We start from the raw sequence: 16,877 nt of genomic DNA on the forward strand, positions 1-16,877 counted from the left end.
GGATCTTACTCCGCCGCTTTAATCAAGGGAGCCGGAGAAAAGTCCTCCGGAAAATGGGTCATCGCGCTCATGACGGGATAGGGCGTGAAGCCGCCGAGCGCGCAGAGCGAACCGAACTTCATCGTGTTGCAGAGATCGGCAAGCAGAACCCGGTTCTTCTCCGGCTCGATCCCTTGCGCGATCTTGTCGGCCGTCTCGACGCCGCGCGTCGAGCCGATGCGGCAGGGCGTGCACTTGCCGCAGCTTTCGACCGCGCAGAATTCCATCGCGAAACGCGCCTGCTTCAGCATGTCGGCGGTATCGTCGAAGACGACGATGCCGGCATGGCCGATCAGGCCGTCCTTGGCCGCAAAGGCTTCGTAGTCGAACGGCGTGTCGAACAGGGCGCGTGGGAAATAGGCTCCGAGCGGCCCGCCCACCTGCACCGCCTTGACCGGCCGTCCCGTCGCCGTGCCGCCGCCGATCTTGTCGACGATATCGCCGAGCGAAAGGCCGAAGGCTGTCTCATAGAGGCCGCCATGCTTGACGTTGCCGGCGATCTGCAGCGGGATCGTGCCGCGCGAACGGCCCATGCCGAAATCGCGGTAGAAGGCCGCACCCTTGTCCATGATGATGGGGACGGAGGCGAGCGAAATGACGTTGTTGATGACGGTGGGGCAGTCGAACAGGCCCTTATGCGCCGGCAGCGGCGGCTTGGCGCGCACGACACCGCGCTTGCCTTCAAGGCTGTTCAGCAGTGCCGTTTCCTCGCCGCAGACATAGGCGCCGGCGCCAGTGCGGATTTCCATATCGAATGCCTTGCCGGAACCAAGCACCGAGGCGCCGAGAATGCCGGCCCCGCGTGCGATTTCGACCGCTTCGGTCATCGCGGCGATCGCATGCGGATATTCCGAGCGCGTATAGACGAAGCCCTTGGTCGCACCCGTCGCCAGGCCGGCGATTGCCATGCCTTCGATCAGCACGAAGGGATCGCCTTCCATGATCATGCGGTCGGCGAAAGTGCCGCTATCGCCTTCGTCGGCATTACAGACGATGTATTTACGATCGCCCGACGCATCGAGCACCGTCTTCCACTTGATGCCGGTCGGGAAGCCCGCACCGCCACGGCCGCGCAGGCCGGAATCGGTGACGTCCTTGACGATATCGCCTGATGCCATGCCGACGGCGCGGCGCAGCCCCTTGAGGCCGCCATGGGCTTCATAATCCTGCAGCGACAATGGATCGGTGATGCCGCAGCGGGCGAAGGTCAGGCGGGTCTGTTCCTTGAGGAATGGGAGGCTTTCGACCTCCCCAAGACAGAGCGGATGCCCGCCGCCTTCGGCGAGCCCGGCGTCGAACAATGCAGAGACATCCTTTGCCTTCACCGGCCCATAGCCGATGCGCTTGCCGCCGATCTCGACTTCGACCAGCGGCTCGAGCCAGAACATGCCGCGCGAACCATTGCGCACGATGCGCGCATCGAGGCCACGCCTGGCGATTTCCTGCGCGACTGATTTCGCCACTTTCTCTGCGCCGAGCGCGAGGGCTGCGGCATCGCGGGGAATATAGATAGTCAGCGTCATTGGCGCGCCTCCTTCACGAGGTCTTCGGCGCTCTCATCATCGAGCCGGCCATGCAGCTCACCGTCCAGCATCGCAGTCGGCGCACAGGCGCAAAGCCCGAGACAGTAGACCGGCTCCAACGTGACACTTCCGTCGAGCGTCGTCTGATGGAAATCGATGCCCAGCAGCCGCTTGATACGCTCCGCCAGCGCATCGCCACCCATCGACTGACAGGCCTCGGCGCGACAGAGCTTCAGGACATGACGGCCGGCAGGATGGTCGCGATAGTCGTGATAGAAGGTCATGACGCCGTGCACTTCGGCGCGTGAAATGTTCAGTGCCTTGGCGATCAGCGGCAGCGTATCCTGCGGCACATATCCGAATTCCTCTTGAATTCCGTGCAGGATCGGCAAAAGCGGCCCCTCCATCGATTTCATGTTATCGATGATGGCACCGGCGCGAGTTGCGACATCGCCCGCGGCCTGATTCAAATTCATTAGCAGCCTCCCGCGCATAGCTCCGAAAATCGAAGGCGAATTTTCGGAAAAGGCTTATGCGGCATTTCCTCCTGGCATGCGATCGACACGCCATGACGATAAGCTCGCAGGGAGAAGGCAAAGGATCAATAAGGCAGTCCCGTCGTTCGATAGGAATTTTCTATCGATTCTTGTTCTCTTCCGCGAGCAATCTCGCCTCATGCAACAATGCGGAGACAAGCGGCGTAAAGGGTTCCCGGTGCGTGGCGACCAGGCCGACAAGATGCTCGGCGTCAGGTTCCGTGATCGGAATCTTGTGAATATCGGCCGGAAAACCGAAGGAATCGGCAATATTCTTCGGCATGATGCTCGCCCAGCGCCCGGTCTGAACATGCGAAAACAACACGATCATCGAATTGGATTCCAGCGTCGGCTTGGCCATGACGCCCGCCTCGCCTAGGTGGCGATTGATGATGCGGCGGTTTTGCATGTCGGCGGTCAATAGACAAAGCCGAAGGTCGCCGACTTCCTTCCAGGTAACGGTCTCGCGCTCGGAAAACGGGCTGCCCGCCGCCGTGATCAGGTGATAGCGCTCGGCATAAAGCGGCACGCTGGTGACGCGGCCGAGCGGTTCGTTTTCCAGGTAGGTAATGCCGGCATCGATCTCGAGATTTTCAAGCAGGCTCAGAACCTGCAGCGAATTGCGCGACAAAATGGAGAAGGTGACGTCCGGATGCCTCTCCTGAAAAGGCGTGGTGATTTTCTGCACCATCGCAAGCGCCGTTGGAATGGCGGCCATGCGGATGTGACCGGCAAGACCCTTGCGCGCCGCTCGCATTTCCTCGCGCATGGTGCGGCTGTCGCCGACGATGCGGCGCGCCCATTCCAGCACGCGCTGCCCCTCGGGCGTCAATCCCTGGAAGCGGGAGCCGCGGCTGACGAGCATCACGCCCAGCTGGTCTTCCAGCTGCCGGATCGCCGCCGACAAGGTCGGCTGCGTCACGCCGCATTCCTCGGCCGCGCGGCCGAAATGCTTCTGATTAGCCAGCGCGATGAAGAATTCCAGCTTGTCGATCATGGCGCTCTCCCGAAGCGAAAGAGTTAGACCGACCGCCCGGCGAACGCAACACGCAAGGCTGTTTCAAACCTCAAGGTTCACCCTGACAGAATGCCTTCTGCAACCAATCGACCACGGCGCAGATTTCCGAATGCGCAACGGCATAGTGGATGAGCCGCCCTTCGCGGCGCGTGTCGACGAGCTTGTCCAGGCGGAGGCGTGCCAGATGCTGCGAAACGACAGCCTGTGGAAGATCGAGAAGCGCCTCGAGTTCCATCACTGTTTTCTCGCGCTTGGCGAGCATGAAGAGGATCGCCAGACGGGTTTCATGGGAGAGTGCTTTCAGCAGGGCGCTCGCCTTTCGAGCCCTGTCAGTCATTTCCTCGACATCATATTCCGCAGCACCGCCTTGCGGTGGAGACGACAACATATCACTGCCTCTAGTGAGAACTCGCACAGGGAAATGCTTATAATATTATCAAGCCAAAAGCTGATTCGAAAAAGATATGGAAAACCAAAAAAGGTCCGTTTTATCAGCAGATAAGCTGGCCGCCATTGATCTCGATCACCTGTCCGGTGATGTAGCCGGACAACGTCGGCGCCGCCAGGAACAGATAGGCGGGGGCGCAATCCTCCGATGTGCCCAAACGCTGCAGCGGGATCGACTTGCGCGTCTGCTCCAGCTTCTCCCTGGACGAATAGCGCTCGTGGAAGTCGGTCGATATCGTGCCGGGCGAGACGCAATTCACCCGAATACCATCAGGCGCCAGCTCGCGCGCCAGTGCCTTCGAATAGGTCGAGACGAAGGCTTTGGAGGCGGAATAGATGGCGGAGCCGGGACTGCCGCCGGTGATCGCGGAAATCGAAACCGTGTTGACGACCGCGGCCTGACCGGCAGCCCGCAGCAGTGGCAACAATCCTCGCGTTATCTCCACGACGGAGGTCTGGTTGAGGTGAACGATCCCTTCATACTGCTCGTCAGTCAATTCACCGGCGGGAAAGCGCCCGACCATGGTGCCGGCATTGTTGATCAGCACGTCGACGCGGTCGAAACGCTCGCTGGCGGCGCTGACGAAATCCCGCGTACCGTGGCCGGTAGCGAAATCGCCGGCAATGAGAAAGGCGCGACGATCGGCTTCCGCTTCCATCAGGAAATCAGGCAATTCGCGACCGGCATCACGGCCGATATGGACAAGCACGCGCGCACCGCAATCGAGAAACTGCCGCGCGACTTCCAGTCCGATACCGCGGCCGGCGCCGGTGACGACGACGTTGCGATTTTCGAATAGCTTCGGATGAAACACGATAACCTCCTAAACCGCACTCAATTCGCGCGCCGGTAATTGCGGAATTTTCACTTTATCATATGATGACGAAAAAACGAAAGAAAGGGAGCGAAAACCATGTTCCTATCCGGACGTCAGACCGAAATCCTCGAAATCGCCAAGACCGAGGGGCGCGTGCTGGTGGAGGAGCTGGCGTCGCGCTTTTCGGTCACGCCGCAAACCATCCGTAAGGATCTCAATGATCTCTGCGATGGCCGCGTGCTGTCGCGCGTGCATGGCGGCGCAATCTTTCCCGGCGGAACCGAGAACGTGAAATACGAGGCGCGCCGCTCGATCGCCGCGCCCGAAAAGCAGGCGATCGGCCGCGCCGCCGCCAGCATGATCCCCAACAACAGCTCGCTTTTCATCAATATCGGCACGACGACGGAAGCCGTTGGCGAAGCGCTGCTCGGCCATCACGAGCTGATGGTCATCACCAATAACATCAACGTTGCCAACAAGTTGCGAATTTTCCCATCCATCGAGGTCGTCATTGCCGGCGGCGTCGTACGCGGCTCCGATGGCGGCATCGTCGGCGAAGCCGCCGTCGATTTCATCAAGCAGTTCAAGGTCGACTACGCGGTCATCGGCGCCTCCGCGATCGATGCCGACGGCGCGCTTCTCGATTATGATTTTCGCGAAGTGAAAGTGGCGCAGGCCATCATTGCCAATGCCCGGCACGTTATTCTCGTCGCCGACGGCACCAAGTTCGAACGAACCGCTCCGGTTCGCATCGGCCATCTGTCGCAAGTTCACACCTTCGTCACCGACGAATGCAGCATTGAATCCGTGCGATCCATCGCCGCGGAACATGATGTGCGCCTCGTGGAAACCGCCCGCCGGCAGACCTGAGCGGCTCGCTTTCTGTCAAGAAACGTTCGTTTGACATTCGTATCTGTTTCGCTTTAGATGGATTAGTTTCGATTTTCCATCTTCACGGGATGGCTGACCTTTGCGGAGGGGCGGGTGAGCGAACAGGTCTACGATATTTTCGTTATCGGCGGCGGCATCAACGGCTGCGGCATTGCCCGTGACGCCGCGGGACGCGGCTACAAGGTCGCGCTCGCCGAGATGAACGACTTCGCCTCCGGCACATCTTCCGGTGCTACCAAGCTCATCCATGGCGGCCTGCGCTATCTCGAGCACTATGAATTCCGCCTCGTGCGCGAATCGCTGATGGAGCGCGAAGTGCTCTGGGCGATGGCGCCGCATATCATCTGGCCGATGCGCTTCGTCCTGCCCTATCACAAGGGCGGCATCCGGCCGGCCTGGCTCATCCGGCTCGGCCTTTTCCTCTACGACCATCTCGGTGGCCGAAAACTGCTGCCGCCGACGGCAACGCTGGACATGAGGAAGGATCCGGCCGGCAAGCCGCTGAAGGCGCTTTTCACCAAGGCTTTCGAGTATTCCGACGGCTGGGTCGACGACGCCCGCATGGTGGTGCTGAACGCCCGCGACGCCGCCGATCGCGGCGCCGCGATCATGCCGCGAACGAAGGTAATTTCCGCCCGCCGCGACGGTGCCGCCTGGGCGATCGAAACGGAAGATACGATCAGCGGCCAGAAGCGCCGCTTTCGCGCGCGCATGCTGATCAATGCCGCCGGCCCCTGGGTCGATCATGTCTTGTCCGATGCCTTCGGCAAGAACCAGGTACACAATGTCCGCCTCGTACAGGGCAGCCACATCATCGTGCGCAAGAAGTTCGACGATCCGCGCGCCTATTTCTTCCAGAACCCGGACAACCGCATCATCTTCGCCATTCCCTACGAGCAGGATTTCACGCTGATCGGCACCACGGATCGCGATTACAGGGACGATCCGAAGGATGTGAAGATCACCGAGGAAGAAACCGTCTATCTGTGCAACGCCGCCAGCGAATACTTCAAGGAGCCGGTTCGGCCAGAGGATATCATCTGGACCTATTCGGCCGTGCGCCCGCTTTACGACGACGGGGCGTCCAAGGCGCAGGAGGCGACGCGCGATTACGTGCTGAAGGTCGAGGGCGAAGAAGGCCAGGCGCCGCTCTTGAATGTCTTCGGCGGCAAGCTCACCACCTATCGTCGCCTGAGTGAGCATGCGCTGGAAAAGATCGGCGAGGCCATCGGCCTGAAGGGCACGCCCTGGACGGCCAAGAGCTCGCTGCCGGGCGGCGATTTTCCGGCTCGCGGTTATGATGCCGAAGTCTCGAAGTTGAAGTCGCGCTACCCCTTCCTTGCCGATCAGCATGCGCGCCGGCTCATCCGGCGCTATGGGACGCGGGCCGCGATGATCCTTGGCGACGCGAAGGCGATTGCCGATCTCGGCCGCTGCTTCGGAAGCGATCTTTACGAGGCGGAGGTGCGTTACCTCGTCGAACAGGAGTGGGCCTATAGTGCGGCCGATATTCTCTGGCGCCGCTCCAAGAAAGGCCTCTATCTTTCGAAGGAAGAAGCCGCCGCTCTCGAAAGCCACATGGCCGACAGCCGCGTCCACGCCTGAGCGTTCAATTCACTCTTCGGGATCGAGCAGCCGCGGTCCCGCCCCTTCGTCCGAAAGCGTATCCCAGGGGTTACGCAAGGGACAGCTGTCGAGCGACAGGCAGCCGCAGCCGATGCAGCCGTCCAGCTGATCGCGAAGCCCCTGCAGGCGCTTGATGCGAGTGTCGAGATCGTCTTTCCACAATTCAGAGAGCGCCTTCCAGTCGGCCGCCGTCGGCGTGCGCCCCTGCGGCAAGGCCTCGAGCGCCGCCTGGACTTCGGCAAGCGGAATGCCGACCCTTTGCGCCACCTTGATGATGGCGACCCGGCGCAGGACTTCGCGCGGATAGCGCCGCTGGTTGCCGCGGCTGCGATGGCTCTCGATCAGCCCTTTCGCCTCGTAGAAATGCAGCGCGGAGACCGCCACGCCACTACGCGCCGCCACCTCACCGACCGTCAGCTGCTTGGAAAATTGACCAGGCTCGATTTTTCCCATTTTGCGCTATTGACCTCAACTTTACTTGAGGTTTTATAACCCCAGCTCCAAACCGCGTAAAGCAGGAGCAAGACATGACAGAAAGAACCCGGCTGGCGATCATTTACGGCAGCACCCGCCCAGGCCGCCTGTGTGACCGGGTGGTCAACTGGGTCGCGCGGGAACTGGCGCATTATCCCCTCATCGACATCGATCTGATCGACCCCCTGGAATTCGACCTGCCCTTCCAGCACGACCGCGAGCATCCCGGCGTTGCCGCGCTTTCAGCGCGGCTTTCGGAGGCGGATGCCTTCATCGTCGTCACGCCCGAATACAATCACAGCTTCACGGCCTCGCTGAAATTCCTGCTCGATCTCGTCTATGAGCCGTGGCACGGCAAGCCCGTCGCCTTCGTTTCCTATGGCGGTATTTCCGGCGGCCTGCGCGCCGTCGAGCAGCTGCGGCTGGTCTTTGCCGAGCTGCATGCCGTCACCGTGCGCGATACGGTCAGCTTCGCCAATCCGTGGGGCAGGTTTGCCGAAGACGGTGCGCTGGAAAATCCGCTCGATGCCCGGAAATCGCTGGTGCTCTTGATTGCGCGGCTGACCTGGTGGAGCAATGCTCTGAAACCGGCTCGCGCAACGCGCCCCTATCGCTCCGTCGCCGCCTGATCCTCCTTCCACCATCCGAATCCGGTCTCTCGTCTCTGGCAGGTACGGGAGATCGGTTCGACGCCCGGACCCTGCACCACGGGTCCGGGCGTCGTGCCATCAAGGATCCGCCTTGCCGAAACCGTCGCGATGACCTAACGCAATGGAGAGGGAGTTTCGGCGGATACGGGAATGGAGAACAGAAGACGTCTGGGAGGAGCGGATTTCATGCGCGCCGTCGCATGCCTGATGGTGCTCGTTCACCATCTCGTGCTTCGCATGAACTTCTACAAAATTCCGCCGACCTTGGACCTGACCTTCATCCTGGCGCGCTTCGGCAATCACGGCGTCTCGGTCTTCTTCGTTCTCAGCGGCTTTCTTCTTGCGCGCCCTTTCTGGCTGGCGCTGGATAAGGCCCAACCCTTGCCTTTACTGAAGATCTACGCCATGCGCCGCGCAGCACGCATTCTGCCGGGCTTCTGGTTCGCGCTGACGGTCGGCTTCCTGATCAGCTTCACGGTCTACGGGTTTGCGCTCGATGGAGAGCTGGTCGGCCGGTACATCGCCGGCTTCCTGTTGATGAGCCAATGGCATTGGCGCACCTTTTTCCCGGTGCAGGGTGACGGTCCTCTATGGTCGATCCCCTTCGAGACGACCTGCTATGTTCTCCTGCCGATCGGCTTCCTGCTGCTGTTCCATGCGAAGCTGGGATCACGCTCCGCTCTGGTCAGCCGTCTGCTCTGGATCAGCATCATCGCAGCCTCGCTGCTCGGCCACTGGCTTGTCGTCACCTATCTCCCGACTGATAGCATCGGGCGGGGATGGCAATATGGCTTCCAGGGCGGCGCCAAGGAATGGATGCCGCGCTACAACCCCATCGGCTTCTTCGCGATATTCGCGATCGGCGCATTGGCCGCCGGAATCCAGACCGTCATTCCGGGCCGCCGCTCGGCAATCTACGATGTCATCGGAGGGCTCGCGATCGTCATGGGCGCGTGGCAATTGCCGCAGTCGATCGGCGGCGCCGGAGAAGGCTATGCCTTGCTTGGCATTCCCTATCAATTCCCGCTGCTTCCGCTGGCGGTCGCCATTGCGCTTTGCGCGCTGCCGCAATCGGTGCTGCTGGCAAGATTGCTCGACAACCGCCTTACCCGCTACATCGCCACCGTCTCCTTCGGCGTCTATATCTGGCAGGACATCGTACTGACCTTGATGCCGCAGCTCTTTCCCTCGTCCTTCGGCGCAGGCTCGGACGATGTGCTGGGCGGCTGGATAACCTCAAGCCTCATCGCAACCGCCATCATCTTCACCATCGGCACGCTGAGCTACGTGCTGCTCGAACGCCCCGTCATCCAGTGGGCACGGACACGAGAAAGCAAAGTAATGCGACCCGTCACCGCGTGACATGGGACCATCAGGCACGTCGGCGCCGCAAATTCCTTCTCCCCTCGGGGAGAAGGTGGTCCGAAGGGTCGGATGAGGGGGTTGCCCGATTTGAATGTGGGGATTTTCGTACTCCTGGCAGGCGCCCCCTCATCCGCCTATCGGCACCTAACCGGGGTTGAGCCGCGGGTCTCAACCCGTCCTTTGGACCCCCGAGGGGAGAAGGAGGGCAGGCACCGACGTGCCTGACATGGCGATGGCCCTGCTGTATGATGGGGCAAACAGATAAGGCTTAGAATTCTGAAGGCGCCTTAAATGCGCGTCGCCTTCAGGCGCTCTTCATCGAGAACGATCCCGAGCCCCGGCGCAACGCCGAGATCCAGCCAGCCGGCATCGTGCCTGAGCGGCGATGCCATCGGATAGTCGCGGCGGGCTTCGCTCCATTCCGGATTGTCGTAGGGATATTCGAGCCAGGCGGCATCGCCGACGCCGGCGGTCAGATGCGCATTGGCCAGCACCCCGATGCCGTTCGTCCAGGAATGCGGCGTGAACTGCACGCCCGCCTCGCGCGCCTGATAGACCAGCCGTCGGCAACCGGTGATACCGCCGACGAGCGCGACGTCGGGCTGCACGACGTCGAAGGCGCGCTCCTCGATGATATCGCGGAATTCGTAAAGCTCGCGCGTCATCTCGCCGCCGGCGATCCTGACCGACGTCGCCTGTTTCAATTCCTTCATGCCCTTGCGATCGGACCGATGCAGCGGCTCCTCCATCCAATAGACGCCGAGCCGTTCCAATTCCTTGGCGACAGCAAGCGCGTCCTTAAAGGTCCAGGGCAAGGTCGTATCCCAGGGCATGCGCCAACCCTGATTACAGTCGACCATCAGCTCCAGCCGATCGCCGACGCGGGCGCGGATCGCTTCCAGCGCCTTGACGTCGGCGCGCCAGCCGCCGCGGCCGCCCGAAGACGAAGAGAAACGCACCTTCATGGCCGGAAAGCCTTCGTCGATATAGCGCTCCGCCTGATCGGCCATTTCAGAGGGTTCGCGCAGAACGCCGGAGGATGCGTAGAGCCGCACGCGGCTGGCGCGCCCACCGAGCATCCGCCAGACCGGCTCGCCGGTGATCTTGCCGGAGAGATCCCACAGAGCCAGATCCATCGGCCAGCAACGGCCATAGTGGAAGTTGATATGCGACAGGACTTCATAATGGCGCTCAAGGTGCCGGGGGTCCTGCCCGATGAACAGGTCCTCGTGCCCCTCGAAACCCTTCATCAAGTCGCCGGAGCCGATGCCCTCCCTGCCCTCGTCATCCCTGACCCGAACGATGGTCGCATCGAAATGCCGGCGCGGACGGCCGTCCCAGCTTGCCTTGAATGCCGGATCGAGCGGCAGGCGGTGATGGGTGATTTCGATGGAAACAATCTTGCTCATGGTAACTCCCCTCCTCCGAGGCATGATCCCGTCATTTCGGGATCATGCCGATGTCACATCTCAACCGAACTGCTGCCAGATCGTCTTGTAATCGCAATATTTATCGATCGCATGCACCGAACGGTCGCGGCCGAAGCCGGACTGCTTGAAGCCGCCGAACGGCGTGGCGAAGTTCGACATGTCATAGGTATTGATCCATACCGTACCCGCATGGATCTCTTCGGAAAAGCGATGCGCGCGATCCATGTCCTTGGTGAAAACGGCGCCGGCAAGCCCATAGATCGTGTCGTTGGCGATCTTGAGTGCCTCCTCCTCCGTATCGAAGGGAATGGCGGCTAGTACCGGGCCGAAGATTTCCTGCCGCGCCAGGCTCATGTCGTTGGTCATGTCGACGAAGACGCCCGGCGAAACATAATAGCCGCCGGTTTCACTCAAGACGCGCTCGGCACCGAAGGCACGCCGCGCGCCTTCCTTCTCGCCGGCCGCGATCATCGCCAGCACCTTGTTCATGTGTTCCTCCTCGATCAGCGCACCGATCTGTGCCGAGGGGTCGAGCGGATGCTTGAGGGCGATATCCGAGCGCGTCACTGCCTCGATCTTCTCGATCAGCCTGTCCTGCACCGAACGCTGCACGATCAGCCGCGTCGAGGCGTGGCAGGTCTCGCCGGAATTATAGAAGCAGCCCCAGGCGGCCGCGACGGCGGCGGCATCGAGATCGGCATCTTCGAAGACGACCAGCGGCGACTTGCCGCCAAGCTCCAGCGCCACGCGCTTGACGTTCGATTGCGCTGCATAGCCCATGATCAGCTTGCCGACCTCGGTGGAGCCGGTAAAGGCGATCATGTCGACATCCATGTGCAGCGCCAGCGGCTTGCCGGTCTCTTCGCCGTAACCTGTCACCACGTTGAAGACGCCGGCAGGCAGGCCTGCCTCGACTGCGAGTTCGGCAAGGCGGATCGCCGAAAGCGACGACTGTTCGGCCGGCTTCAGCACCACGGAGTTGCCGGCGGCGATAGACGGCCCGAGTTTCCAGGCATCGATGATCATCGGATAGTTCCAGGGCGTGATCGCACCGACAACGCCAATCGGCACCTTGCACACCAGTGCGCGGGCATTCGGGCCGGTCGGGGCGATCTCGTCATATATCTTGTCGATCATCTCGGCATAGAACTGGATGCCGTCCGCACAGAGGCGCACATCCACCGTCAGCGACGCCATGACCGGCTTGCCGACATCGATCGTCTCCAGCATGGCAAGTTCATCGCCATGGGCGCGGATCAGCTCGGCCCATTTCAGCATGATCTTCTTCTTTTCCAGCGGCTCCTTCTTGCGCCAGACGCCGCTTTCGAAGGCCGCGCGGGCAGAGGCGACGGCGGCGTCGATATCGGCAGCATTACCGCGAGCGAGCTCAGCGCCGGGCTTGCCATCCATCGGGCGGATGCGGGTGAAGGTCTCGCCCGATGCGGCGGCACGATGGGCGCCGTCGATGAAATGGCGCCCTTCGGGCTTGAGGCCAGAAAGAACGCTTTCCCAATAATCGCGCGTATAGTTCTTGGTCATCTCAGATTCCTTTCGGCAGCGCCATGACGGCAGCGGCAAAGCGGTCGATATCGGCATCCGTCACGTCGCGGATCGTCGCGCGCCGCATGGGCTGGTTTTCGGTTGCGCGCATCTCGCGGGCGAGATCGCTTTCATCGAACGGCTTGAAGGCAGCCGGCAGCGAGCGGACGACACCGCAGCGATCCATCCAGTCGGACACGAAAGCGGGCAGCTCAGCGGCGCTATCGACACCGCAGGCCTTGGCCGCGGCATTCAGCTCCGGCGTGTCGGCTTCGACAAGCCAGCCAAGCGTCACTTCGAAGCCCAGCGCCGTCGCAAGCCCGTGATGAACGGGACCAAGACCCGCCAGCGCGTGGCTGACATTATGCGCGATCGCCGTGCCGCAATTGTCGATGGCGATGCCGGCAAAGCAGGAGCCGAGCAACACATCGCCGCGAGCGGCGATGTCATCCGGCTGCTTGACGGCCGTCTCCAGAGCGCCGGTGATCAACCGCAGTGCCTGATGCGCATAGAATTGCGCACCACGATGGGTGTTGCGGTTCGTTGCCGCTTCGAAAGCATGGATGAAGGCATCGAGGCCGCACCATGCCGTCAGATTGGCCGGCAAGGTCTTCGTCAGCGCCGGGTCGAGGATGACGAGATCGGCCTTCGTCTCCGGCCCCCAGATCCAGAGCTTCTTGCCCTCGGGCCCGGCGAAGATATTCGTCGCCGACGTCTCCGAGCCAGTGCCGGCCGTGGTCGGTATCATGATCTTCTTCAGCGGATTTTTCGGCAGCGGATTGGCCGCCAGCGCGTAGTGCATCGGATCCTCACCGGAGGCGATGCAGCAGGCGACGATCTTGGCGATATCGAGTGCCGAGCCGCCGCCGATGCCGATCACCATATCCGCCCCCTGCCCGACCTCGATCGCCGCATGCAGATGCGCCAGCTTCGGCTCGCCGGCAAAATCGGAAAAGACCTGCGTCTTCACACCGGCTTCGGCAAGCTCGGCGTTGACCTTGGCGGCTAGGCCCGACTGCGCCAGGAATGCGTCGATCACAAGCAGAACGGCTCCGACGCCATCGAAGGATTTGACCGCGGCAGGCAAGCCGGAGAGCCTACCCTCGCCGAAATGAATGTCTGGAATGGCGGAAATGGAAAAGGACACGCAAAAACCCCTTGGAAAAGCGGCCGAAAATGATGCCACAATCTTGCATCACAATTTCAGATCTTCAAATCCGGGCAATTATCGGGAATATTGATGATCTGAAGTTATGGAGAACTCATGCTGGAGAAAATACCGCTGGAGGCCTTCCGCGTGTTCGATGCGGCCGCGCGCGCCATGAATTTTTCCCGCGCCGGCCGCGAGCTGAACATCACCCAGGCCGCCGTCAGCCGCCGCATCAAGGGGCTCGAGGATCACCTCGGCGCGACGCTCTTTACCCGGCGCGGCCGAAATCTGGCGCTGACGCCGGATGGTGAGCGGCTGTTCCAGCGCGTGCGCGCCACTTTGGAATATCTGGAGGAGAGCCTGGAGCCGTTTCGCGCCGGTACGGGCGAGATCATCTCGATTGCGGCGAGCGGCTCGATCTCGCATCTCTGGCTCGGGCAGCGGCTCAGGGACTTCGGCAAGGAGAGCCCAGGCATCTCCGTGCGCCTGCTGACGACGGACGTCCATTCGGAACTTGCCTCGGAGAACAACGACCTCATCATCATCTATTCCACGGGTGAACATCCGCGCTGGAGCCTGACGCCGCTGATGAAGGAGGTGCTGGTGCCGATCGTATCGCCGGACTATCTGGCTGTCCGTGGCCTCGACCCGGAGGCGCTGACAGCGGTCGACATCGCCGGGCTTGATCTCATCGACTACGAGCGCGCCAACGCCCATTGGATCAGCTTCCGCCAATGGTTCGGCCGCATCGGCGATCCCTTGAAAGGCAAGCTGCCGAGGCCGCGCCTGTCATTCTCGACCTATATCATGGCAGTGGAAGCAGCGCTCAGGGGCGAAGGCATAGCGCTCGGCAGCCTCGGCCTCATCGAGGAATATCTGCAGTCAGGCGCGCTCGTCACCGTCGGCAACGATCGCGTGGAAAGCGGCTTCGGATACTATCTCGGCGCTCCTCGTTTCCGCTCGCTGTCTCCCGAAGCGGCCCAGCTGCACCGGTTTCTGCTGCAGGGGCAACAGGTCTGATGGGATTTCGGGAGGAATCTTCTCACCCCTCCGCTTTGAGAAGTCGGAGTTGCAGTCGCTCGCCACCCGCCCTCGTGGTTAGAGGCTTCAGCCCCCATTCGACAAGCTCATGGGGCTTTCGCACCTCACCATGAGGACTAATCTTGCGTGCCTCTCCACAGGGGCTCTTGCGTGCCTCGCCACAGGGCGTGCTCCACCTCATGGTGAAATGCAACGCCGTTAAGCGGAGCGAAAACGGTGATGCCTCGAACCACGAGGTGGCCCGGGTTCGCACCGAATGTTATCCCAACCCTGTGATTTGCTCCACCCCACCTTGAAGTAAGCAGCCGAAGCCTCGAAGGGCGAGGATGGCCCCGGCTCCTCCAACAAAAAAGCGGCCCATAGGACCGCTTTCATCTCATTCACCACTTTGGGATCGCATCAATCCTGCGGGATCGAGCCACGCAGATGCGAGAGTTCCATGATGAAGTGCTCCAGGCGCGACTTGTGCTCGTGATGCTCGGCATCTTCAAGCTCTGCCTTGGCGGCATTGATGCGGCGGTCCAGCTCGTCGCGGCTCATGTCCTCGACCGGCACGGCGGATTCGGCAAGCAGCGTGCAGCCGGTCGGCAGGATATCGGCAAAGCCGCCGAAAACGACATAGTCCTGCTTCTTGCCCGAAGCGGAATGCACCTTGACGACGCCCGGCTTGATCGTCGTCATGGTCGGCGCATGGTTCGCCATGACGGTCATCTCGCCTTCGGTCGCGGGGATGACGACATCGATGACCTGTTCCGACAGCAGCAGGCGCTCCGGAGAAACCAGTTCGAAATTGAAATTGTCAGCCATGGCCCGTCACTTCTCGATTGTCTCATTCGCAAGGCAAAGGCGCGCGGGCAGTGCCGCGCGCCGATGGATTGGCCTTATCAGGCAGCCAGCTTCTTGGCCTTTTCGATCGCTTCGTCGATCGAGCCGACCATGTAGAAGGCAGCTTCCGGCAGGTGGTCGTATTCGCCGTTGACCAGGCCCTTGAAGCCCTTGATCGTGTCTTCGAGCGCAACGAGCTTGCCCGGCGCACCGGTGAAGACTTCGGCGACGAAGAACGGCTGCGACAGGAAGCGCTCGATCTTGCGGGCGCGGGCAACGGAGAGCTTGTCGTCTTCGGACAGTTCGTCCATGCCCAGGATGGCGATGATGTCCTGCAGGGCCTTGTAGCGCTGCAGCGTCGACTGAACCTTACGAGCGATTTCGTAATGCTCTTCGCCGACGACCAACGGATCGAGCATGCGCGAGGTGGAGTCGAGCGGGTCGACAGCCGGGTAGATGCCCTTTTCAGCGATCGAGCGCGACAGAACCGTCGTTGCGTCCAGGTGGGCGAACGAAGTTGCCGGCGCCGGGTCGGTCAAGTCGTCGGCCGGAACGTAAATGGCCTGAACCGAGGTGATCGAACCCTTGGTCGTCGTGGTGATGCGTTCCTGCATCTGGCCCATGTCGGTGGCGAGCGTCGGCTGATAGCCCACGGCCGAAGGAATACGGCCGAGCAGAGCCGACACTTCCGAACCTGCCTGGGTGAAGCGGAAGATGTTGTCGACGAAGAACAGAACGTCCTGGCCTTCATCGCGGAAGTTCTCGGCAACCGTCAGACCGGTCAGAGCGACACGAGCGCGGGCGCCCGGCGGTTCGTTCATCTGGCCGTAAACCAGCGCTGCCTTGGAACCTTCGCCGCCGCCGTGCTTGTTGACGCCGGACTCGATCATTTCGTGGTAAAGGTCGTTGCCTTCGCGGGTACGTTCACCCACGCCTGCGAACACCGAGTAACCACCGTGCGCCTTGGCGACGTTGTTGATCAGTTCCATGATGAGAACGGTCTTGCCGACGCCGGCGCCGCCGAACAGGCCGATCTTGCCGCCCTTTGCATAAGGCGCGAGCAGATCGACGACCTTGATGCCGGTGACCAGGATCTGGCCTTCGGTGGATTGCTCGACGTAGGACGGAGCGTCCTGGTGGATGGCGCGCTTGTGGGCAGTCACCAGCGGACCGGCTTCATCGACGGGCTCGCCGATGACGTTCATGATGCGGCCGAGCGTTTCGTGGCCGACCGGAACCGAAATCGGAGCGCCGGTATCGGAAACGGGCTGGCCGCGAACCAGACCTTCGGTGGAGTCCATGGCGATCGTGCGGACCGAGTTTTCGCCGAGGTGCTGCGCGACTTCCAGAACAAGGCGGTTGCCGTTGTTGCTGGTTTCGAGAGCATTCAGGATCTTCGGCAGATCGCCGTCGAAAGAAACGTCCACGACGGCGCCGATAACCTGCGTAACCTTGCCGACCGAAACTGCGGCCTTAGCTGCGTCAGCCATAATCTTACCCTCTTT

At 61.6% G+C, this 16,877-nt stretch carries 16 protein-coding genes; 5 read left to right on the plus strand and 11 right to left on the minus strand.

Translation table 11 applies throughout. The features are described 5' to 3' along the window. Positions 1–5 precede the first annotated feature (5 nt). The 5 genes from CCGE531_RS17455 to CCGE531_RS17475 all read right to left on the minus strand — a co-directional run bounded on the left by CCGE531_RS17455 (position 6) and on the right by CCGE531_RS17475 (position 4,378). Entirely contained in the window at positions 6–1,562 is a 1,557-nt protein-coding gene (locus tag CCGE531_RS17455; RefSeq protein WP_120665525.1) for an NADH-quinone oxidoreductase subunit NuoF, read from the minus strand. Then, positions 1,559–2,038, minus strand: a complete 480-nt coding sequence (locus CCGE531_RS17460; protein ID WP_120665528.1) for a formate dehydrogenase subunit gamma — start codon at positions 2,036–2,038, stop codon at positions 1,559–1,561. Before CCGE531_RS17460 ends, CCGE531_RS17455 begins: the two co-directional genes overlap by 4 nt. Before the next feature lie 160 nt (positions 2,039–2,198). After that, positions 2,199–3,095, minus strand: a complete 897-nt coding sequence (locus tag CCGE531_RS17465; protein WP_120665531.1) for a LysR family transcriptional regulator — start codon at positions 3,093–3,095, stop codon at positions 2,199–2,201. A 70-nt stretch (positions 3,096–3,165) separates the two neighbouring features. Beyond that, the gene (locus tag CCGE531_RS17470; RefSeq protein WP_120665534.1) at positions 3,166–3,504 is read right to left on the minus strand and encodes a metalloregulator ArsR/SmtB family transcription factor; all 339 of its coding nucleotides are present in this window, start codon (positions 3,502–3,504) and stop codon (positions 3,166–3,168) included. A gap of 103 nt (positions 3,505–3,607) precedes the next feature. Continuing rightward, positions 3,608–4,378, minus strand: a complete 771-nt coding sequence (locus CCGE531_RS17475; protein WP_120665537.1) for an SDR family oxidoreductase — start codon at positions 4,376–4,378, stop codon at positions 3,608–3,610. Positions 4,379–4,477: 99 nt separating this feature from the next. Here CCGE531_RS17475 and CCGE531_RS17480 point away from each other — a divergent pair, with 99 nt between their 5' ends. Continuing rightward, positions 4,478–5,251 (plus strand): DeoR/GlpR family DNA-binding transcription regulator, encoded by a 774-nt coding sequence (locus CCGE531_RS17480; RefSeq protein WP_120665539.1) that lies wholly within the window; start codon positions 4,478–4,480, stop codon positions 5,249–5,251. Positions 5,252–5,365: 114 nt separating this feature from the next. Beyond that, the gene (glpD, locus tag CCGE531_RS17485; RefSeq protein ID WP_120665542.1) at positions 5,366–6,877 is read left to right on the plus strand and encodes a glycerol-3-phosphate dehydrogenase; all 1,512 of its coding nucleotides are present in this window, start codon (positions 5,366–5,368) and stop codon (positions 6,875–6,877) included. 9 nt (positions 6,878–6,886) lie between these two features. Here the strand turns inward: glpD and soxR are convergent, their stop codons facing one another. Further along, positions 6,887–7,351, minus strand: coding sequence for a redox-sensitive transcriptional activator SoxR (gene soxR, locus CCGE531_RS17490; RefSeq protein WP_120665545.1), 465 nt, complete (start codon positions 7,349–7,351; stop codon positions 6,887–6,889). 74 nt (positions 7,352–7,425) lie between these two features. Between soxR and CCGE531_RS17495 the strand changes: the two genes are divergently transcribed. Together CCGE531_RS17495 and CCGE531_RS17500 are read left to right on the plus strand one after the other, a co-directional pair. Then, positions 7,426–8,001, plus strand: a complete 576-nt coding sequence (locus CCGE531_RS17495; protein WP_120665548.1) for an NAD(P)H-dependent oxidoreductase — start codon at positions 7,426–7,428, stop codon at positions 7,999–8,001. A gap of 171 nt (positions 8,002–8,172) precedes the next feature. Next, a complete protein-coding gene (locus tag CCGE531_RS17500) occupies positions 8,173–9,384 on the plus strand; it encodes an acyltransferase (RefSeq protein ID WP_120665551.1) in 1,212 nt (403 codons plus the stop codon). A gap of 290 nt (positions 9,385–9,674) precedes the next feature. On the opposite strand, the gene CCGE531_RS17505 is transcribed toward CCGE531_RS17500, so the two are convergent. The 3 genes from CCGE531_RS17505 to CCGE531_RS17515 are packed head-to-tail and all read right to left on the minus strand — an operon-like array spanning position 9,675 to position 13,503. After that, a complete protein-coding gene (locus CCGE531_RS17505; RefSeq protein WP_120665554.1) occupies positions 9,675–10,796 on the minus strand; it encodes a mandelate racemase/muconate lactonizing enzyme family protein in 1,122 nt (373 codons plus the stop codon). A 60-nt stretch (positions 10,797–10,856) separates the two neighbouring features. Further along, entirely contained in the window at positions 10,857–12,356 is a 1,500-nt protein-coding gene (locus CCGE531_RS17510; RefSeq protein WP_120665557.1) for an aldehyde dehydrogenase, read from the minus strand. A 1-nt stretch (position 12,357) separates the two neighbouring features. Next, positions 12,358–13,503 carry an iron-containing alcohol dehydrogenase gene (locus CCGE531_RS17515; RefSeq protein WP_120665560.1) on the minus strand — a complete coding sequence of 382 codons (1,146 nt, stop codon included), beginning with the start codon at positions 13,501–13,503 and terminating at the stop codon, positions 12,358–12,360. A gap of 117 nt (positions 13,504–13,620) precedes the next feature. Here CCGE531_RS17515 and CCGE531_RS17520 point away from each other — a divergent pair, with 117 nt between their 5' ends. After that, complete coding sequence (locus CCGE531_RS17520) at positions 13,621–14,526, plus strand: LysR substrate-binding domain-containing protein (protein ID WP_120665563.1); 906 nt, start codon at positions 13,621–13,623, stop codon at positions 14,524–14,526. Between the two features lie 420 nt (positions 14,527–14,946). Here the strand turns inward: CCGE531_RS17520 and CCGE531_RS17525 are convergent, their stop codons facing one another. Both CCGE531_RS17525 and atpD read right to left on the minus strand, forming a co-directional pair. Beyond that, on the minus strand, positions 14,947–15,354 hold the full coding sequence (locus CCGE531_RS17525) for a F0F1 ATP synthase subunit epsilon (protein ID WP_069613408.1): 408 nt from the start codon (positions 15,352–15,354) through the stop codon (positions 14,947–14,949). A 77-nt stretch (positions 15,355–15,431) separates the two neighbouring features. After that, the gene (gene atpD / locus CCGE531_RS17530) at positions 15,432–16,862 is read right to left on the minus strand and encodes a F0F1 ATP synthase subunit beta (protein ID WP_120665566.1); all 1,431 of its coding nucleotides are present in this window, start codon (positions 16,860–16,862) and stop codon (positions 15,432–15,434) included. Positions 16,863–16,877 lie beyond the last annotated feature (15 nt).

Source organism: Rhizobium sp. CCGE531 (assembly GCF_003627795.1).
Lineage (GTDB): Bacteria > Pseudomonadota > Alphaproteobacteria > Rhizobiales > Rhizobiaceae > Rhizobium.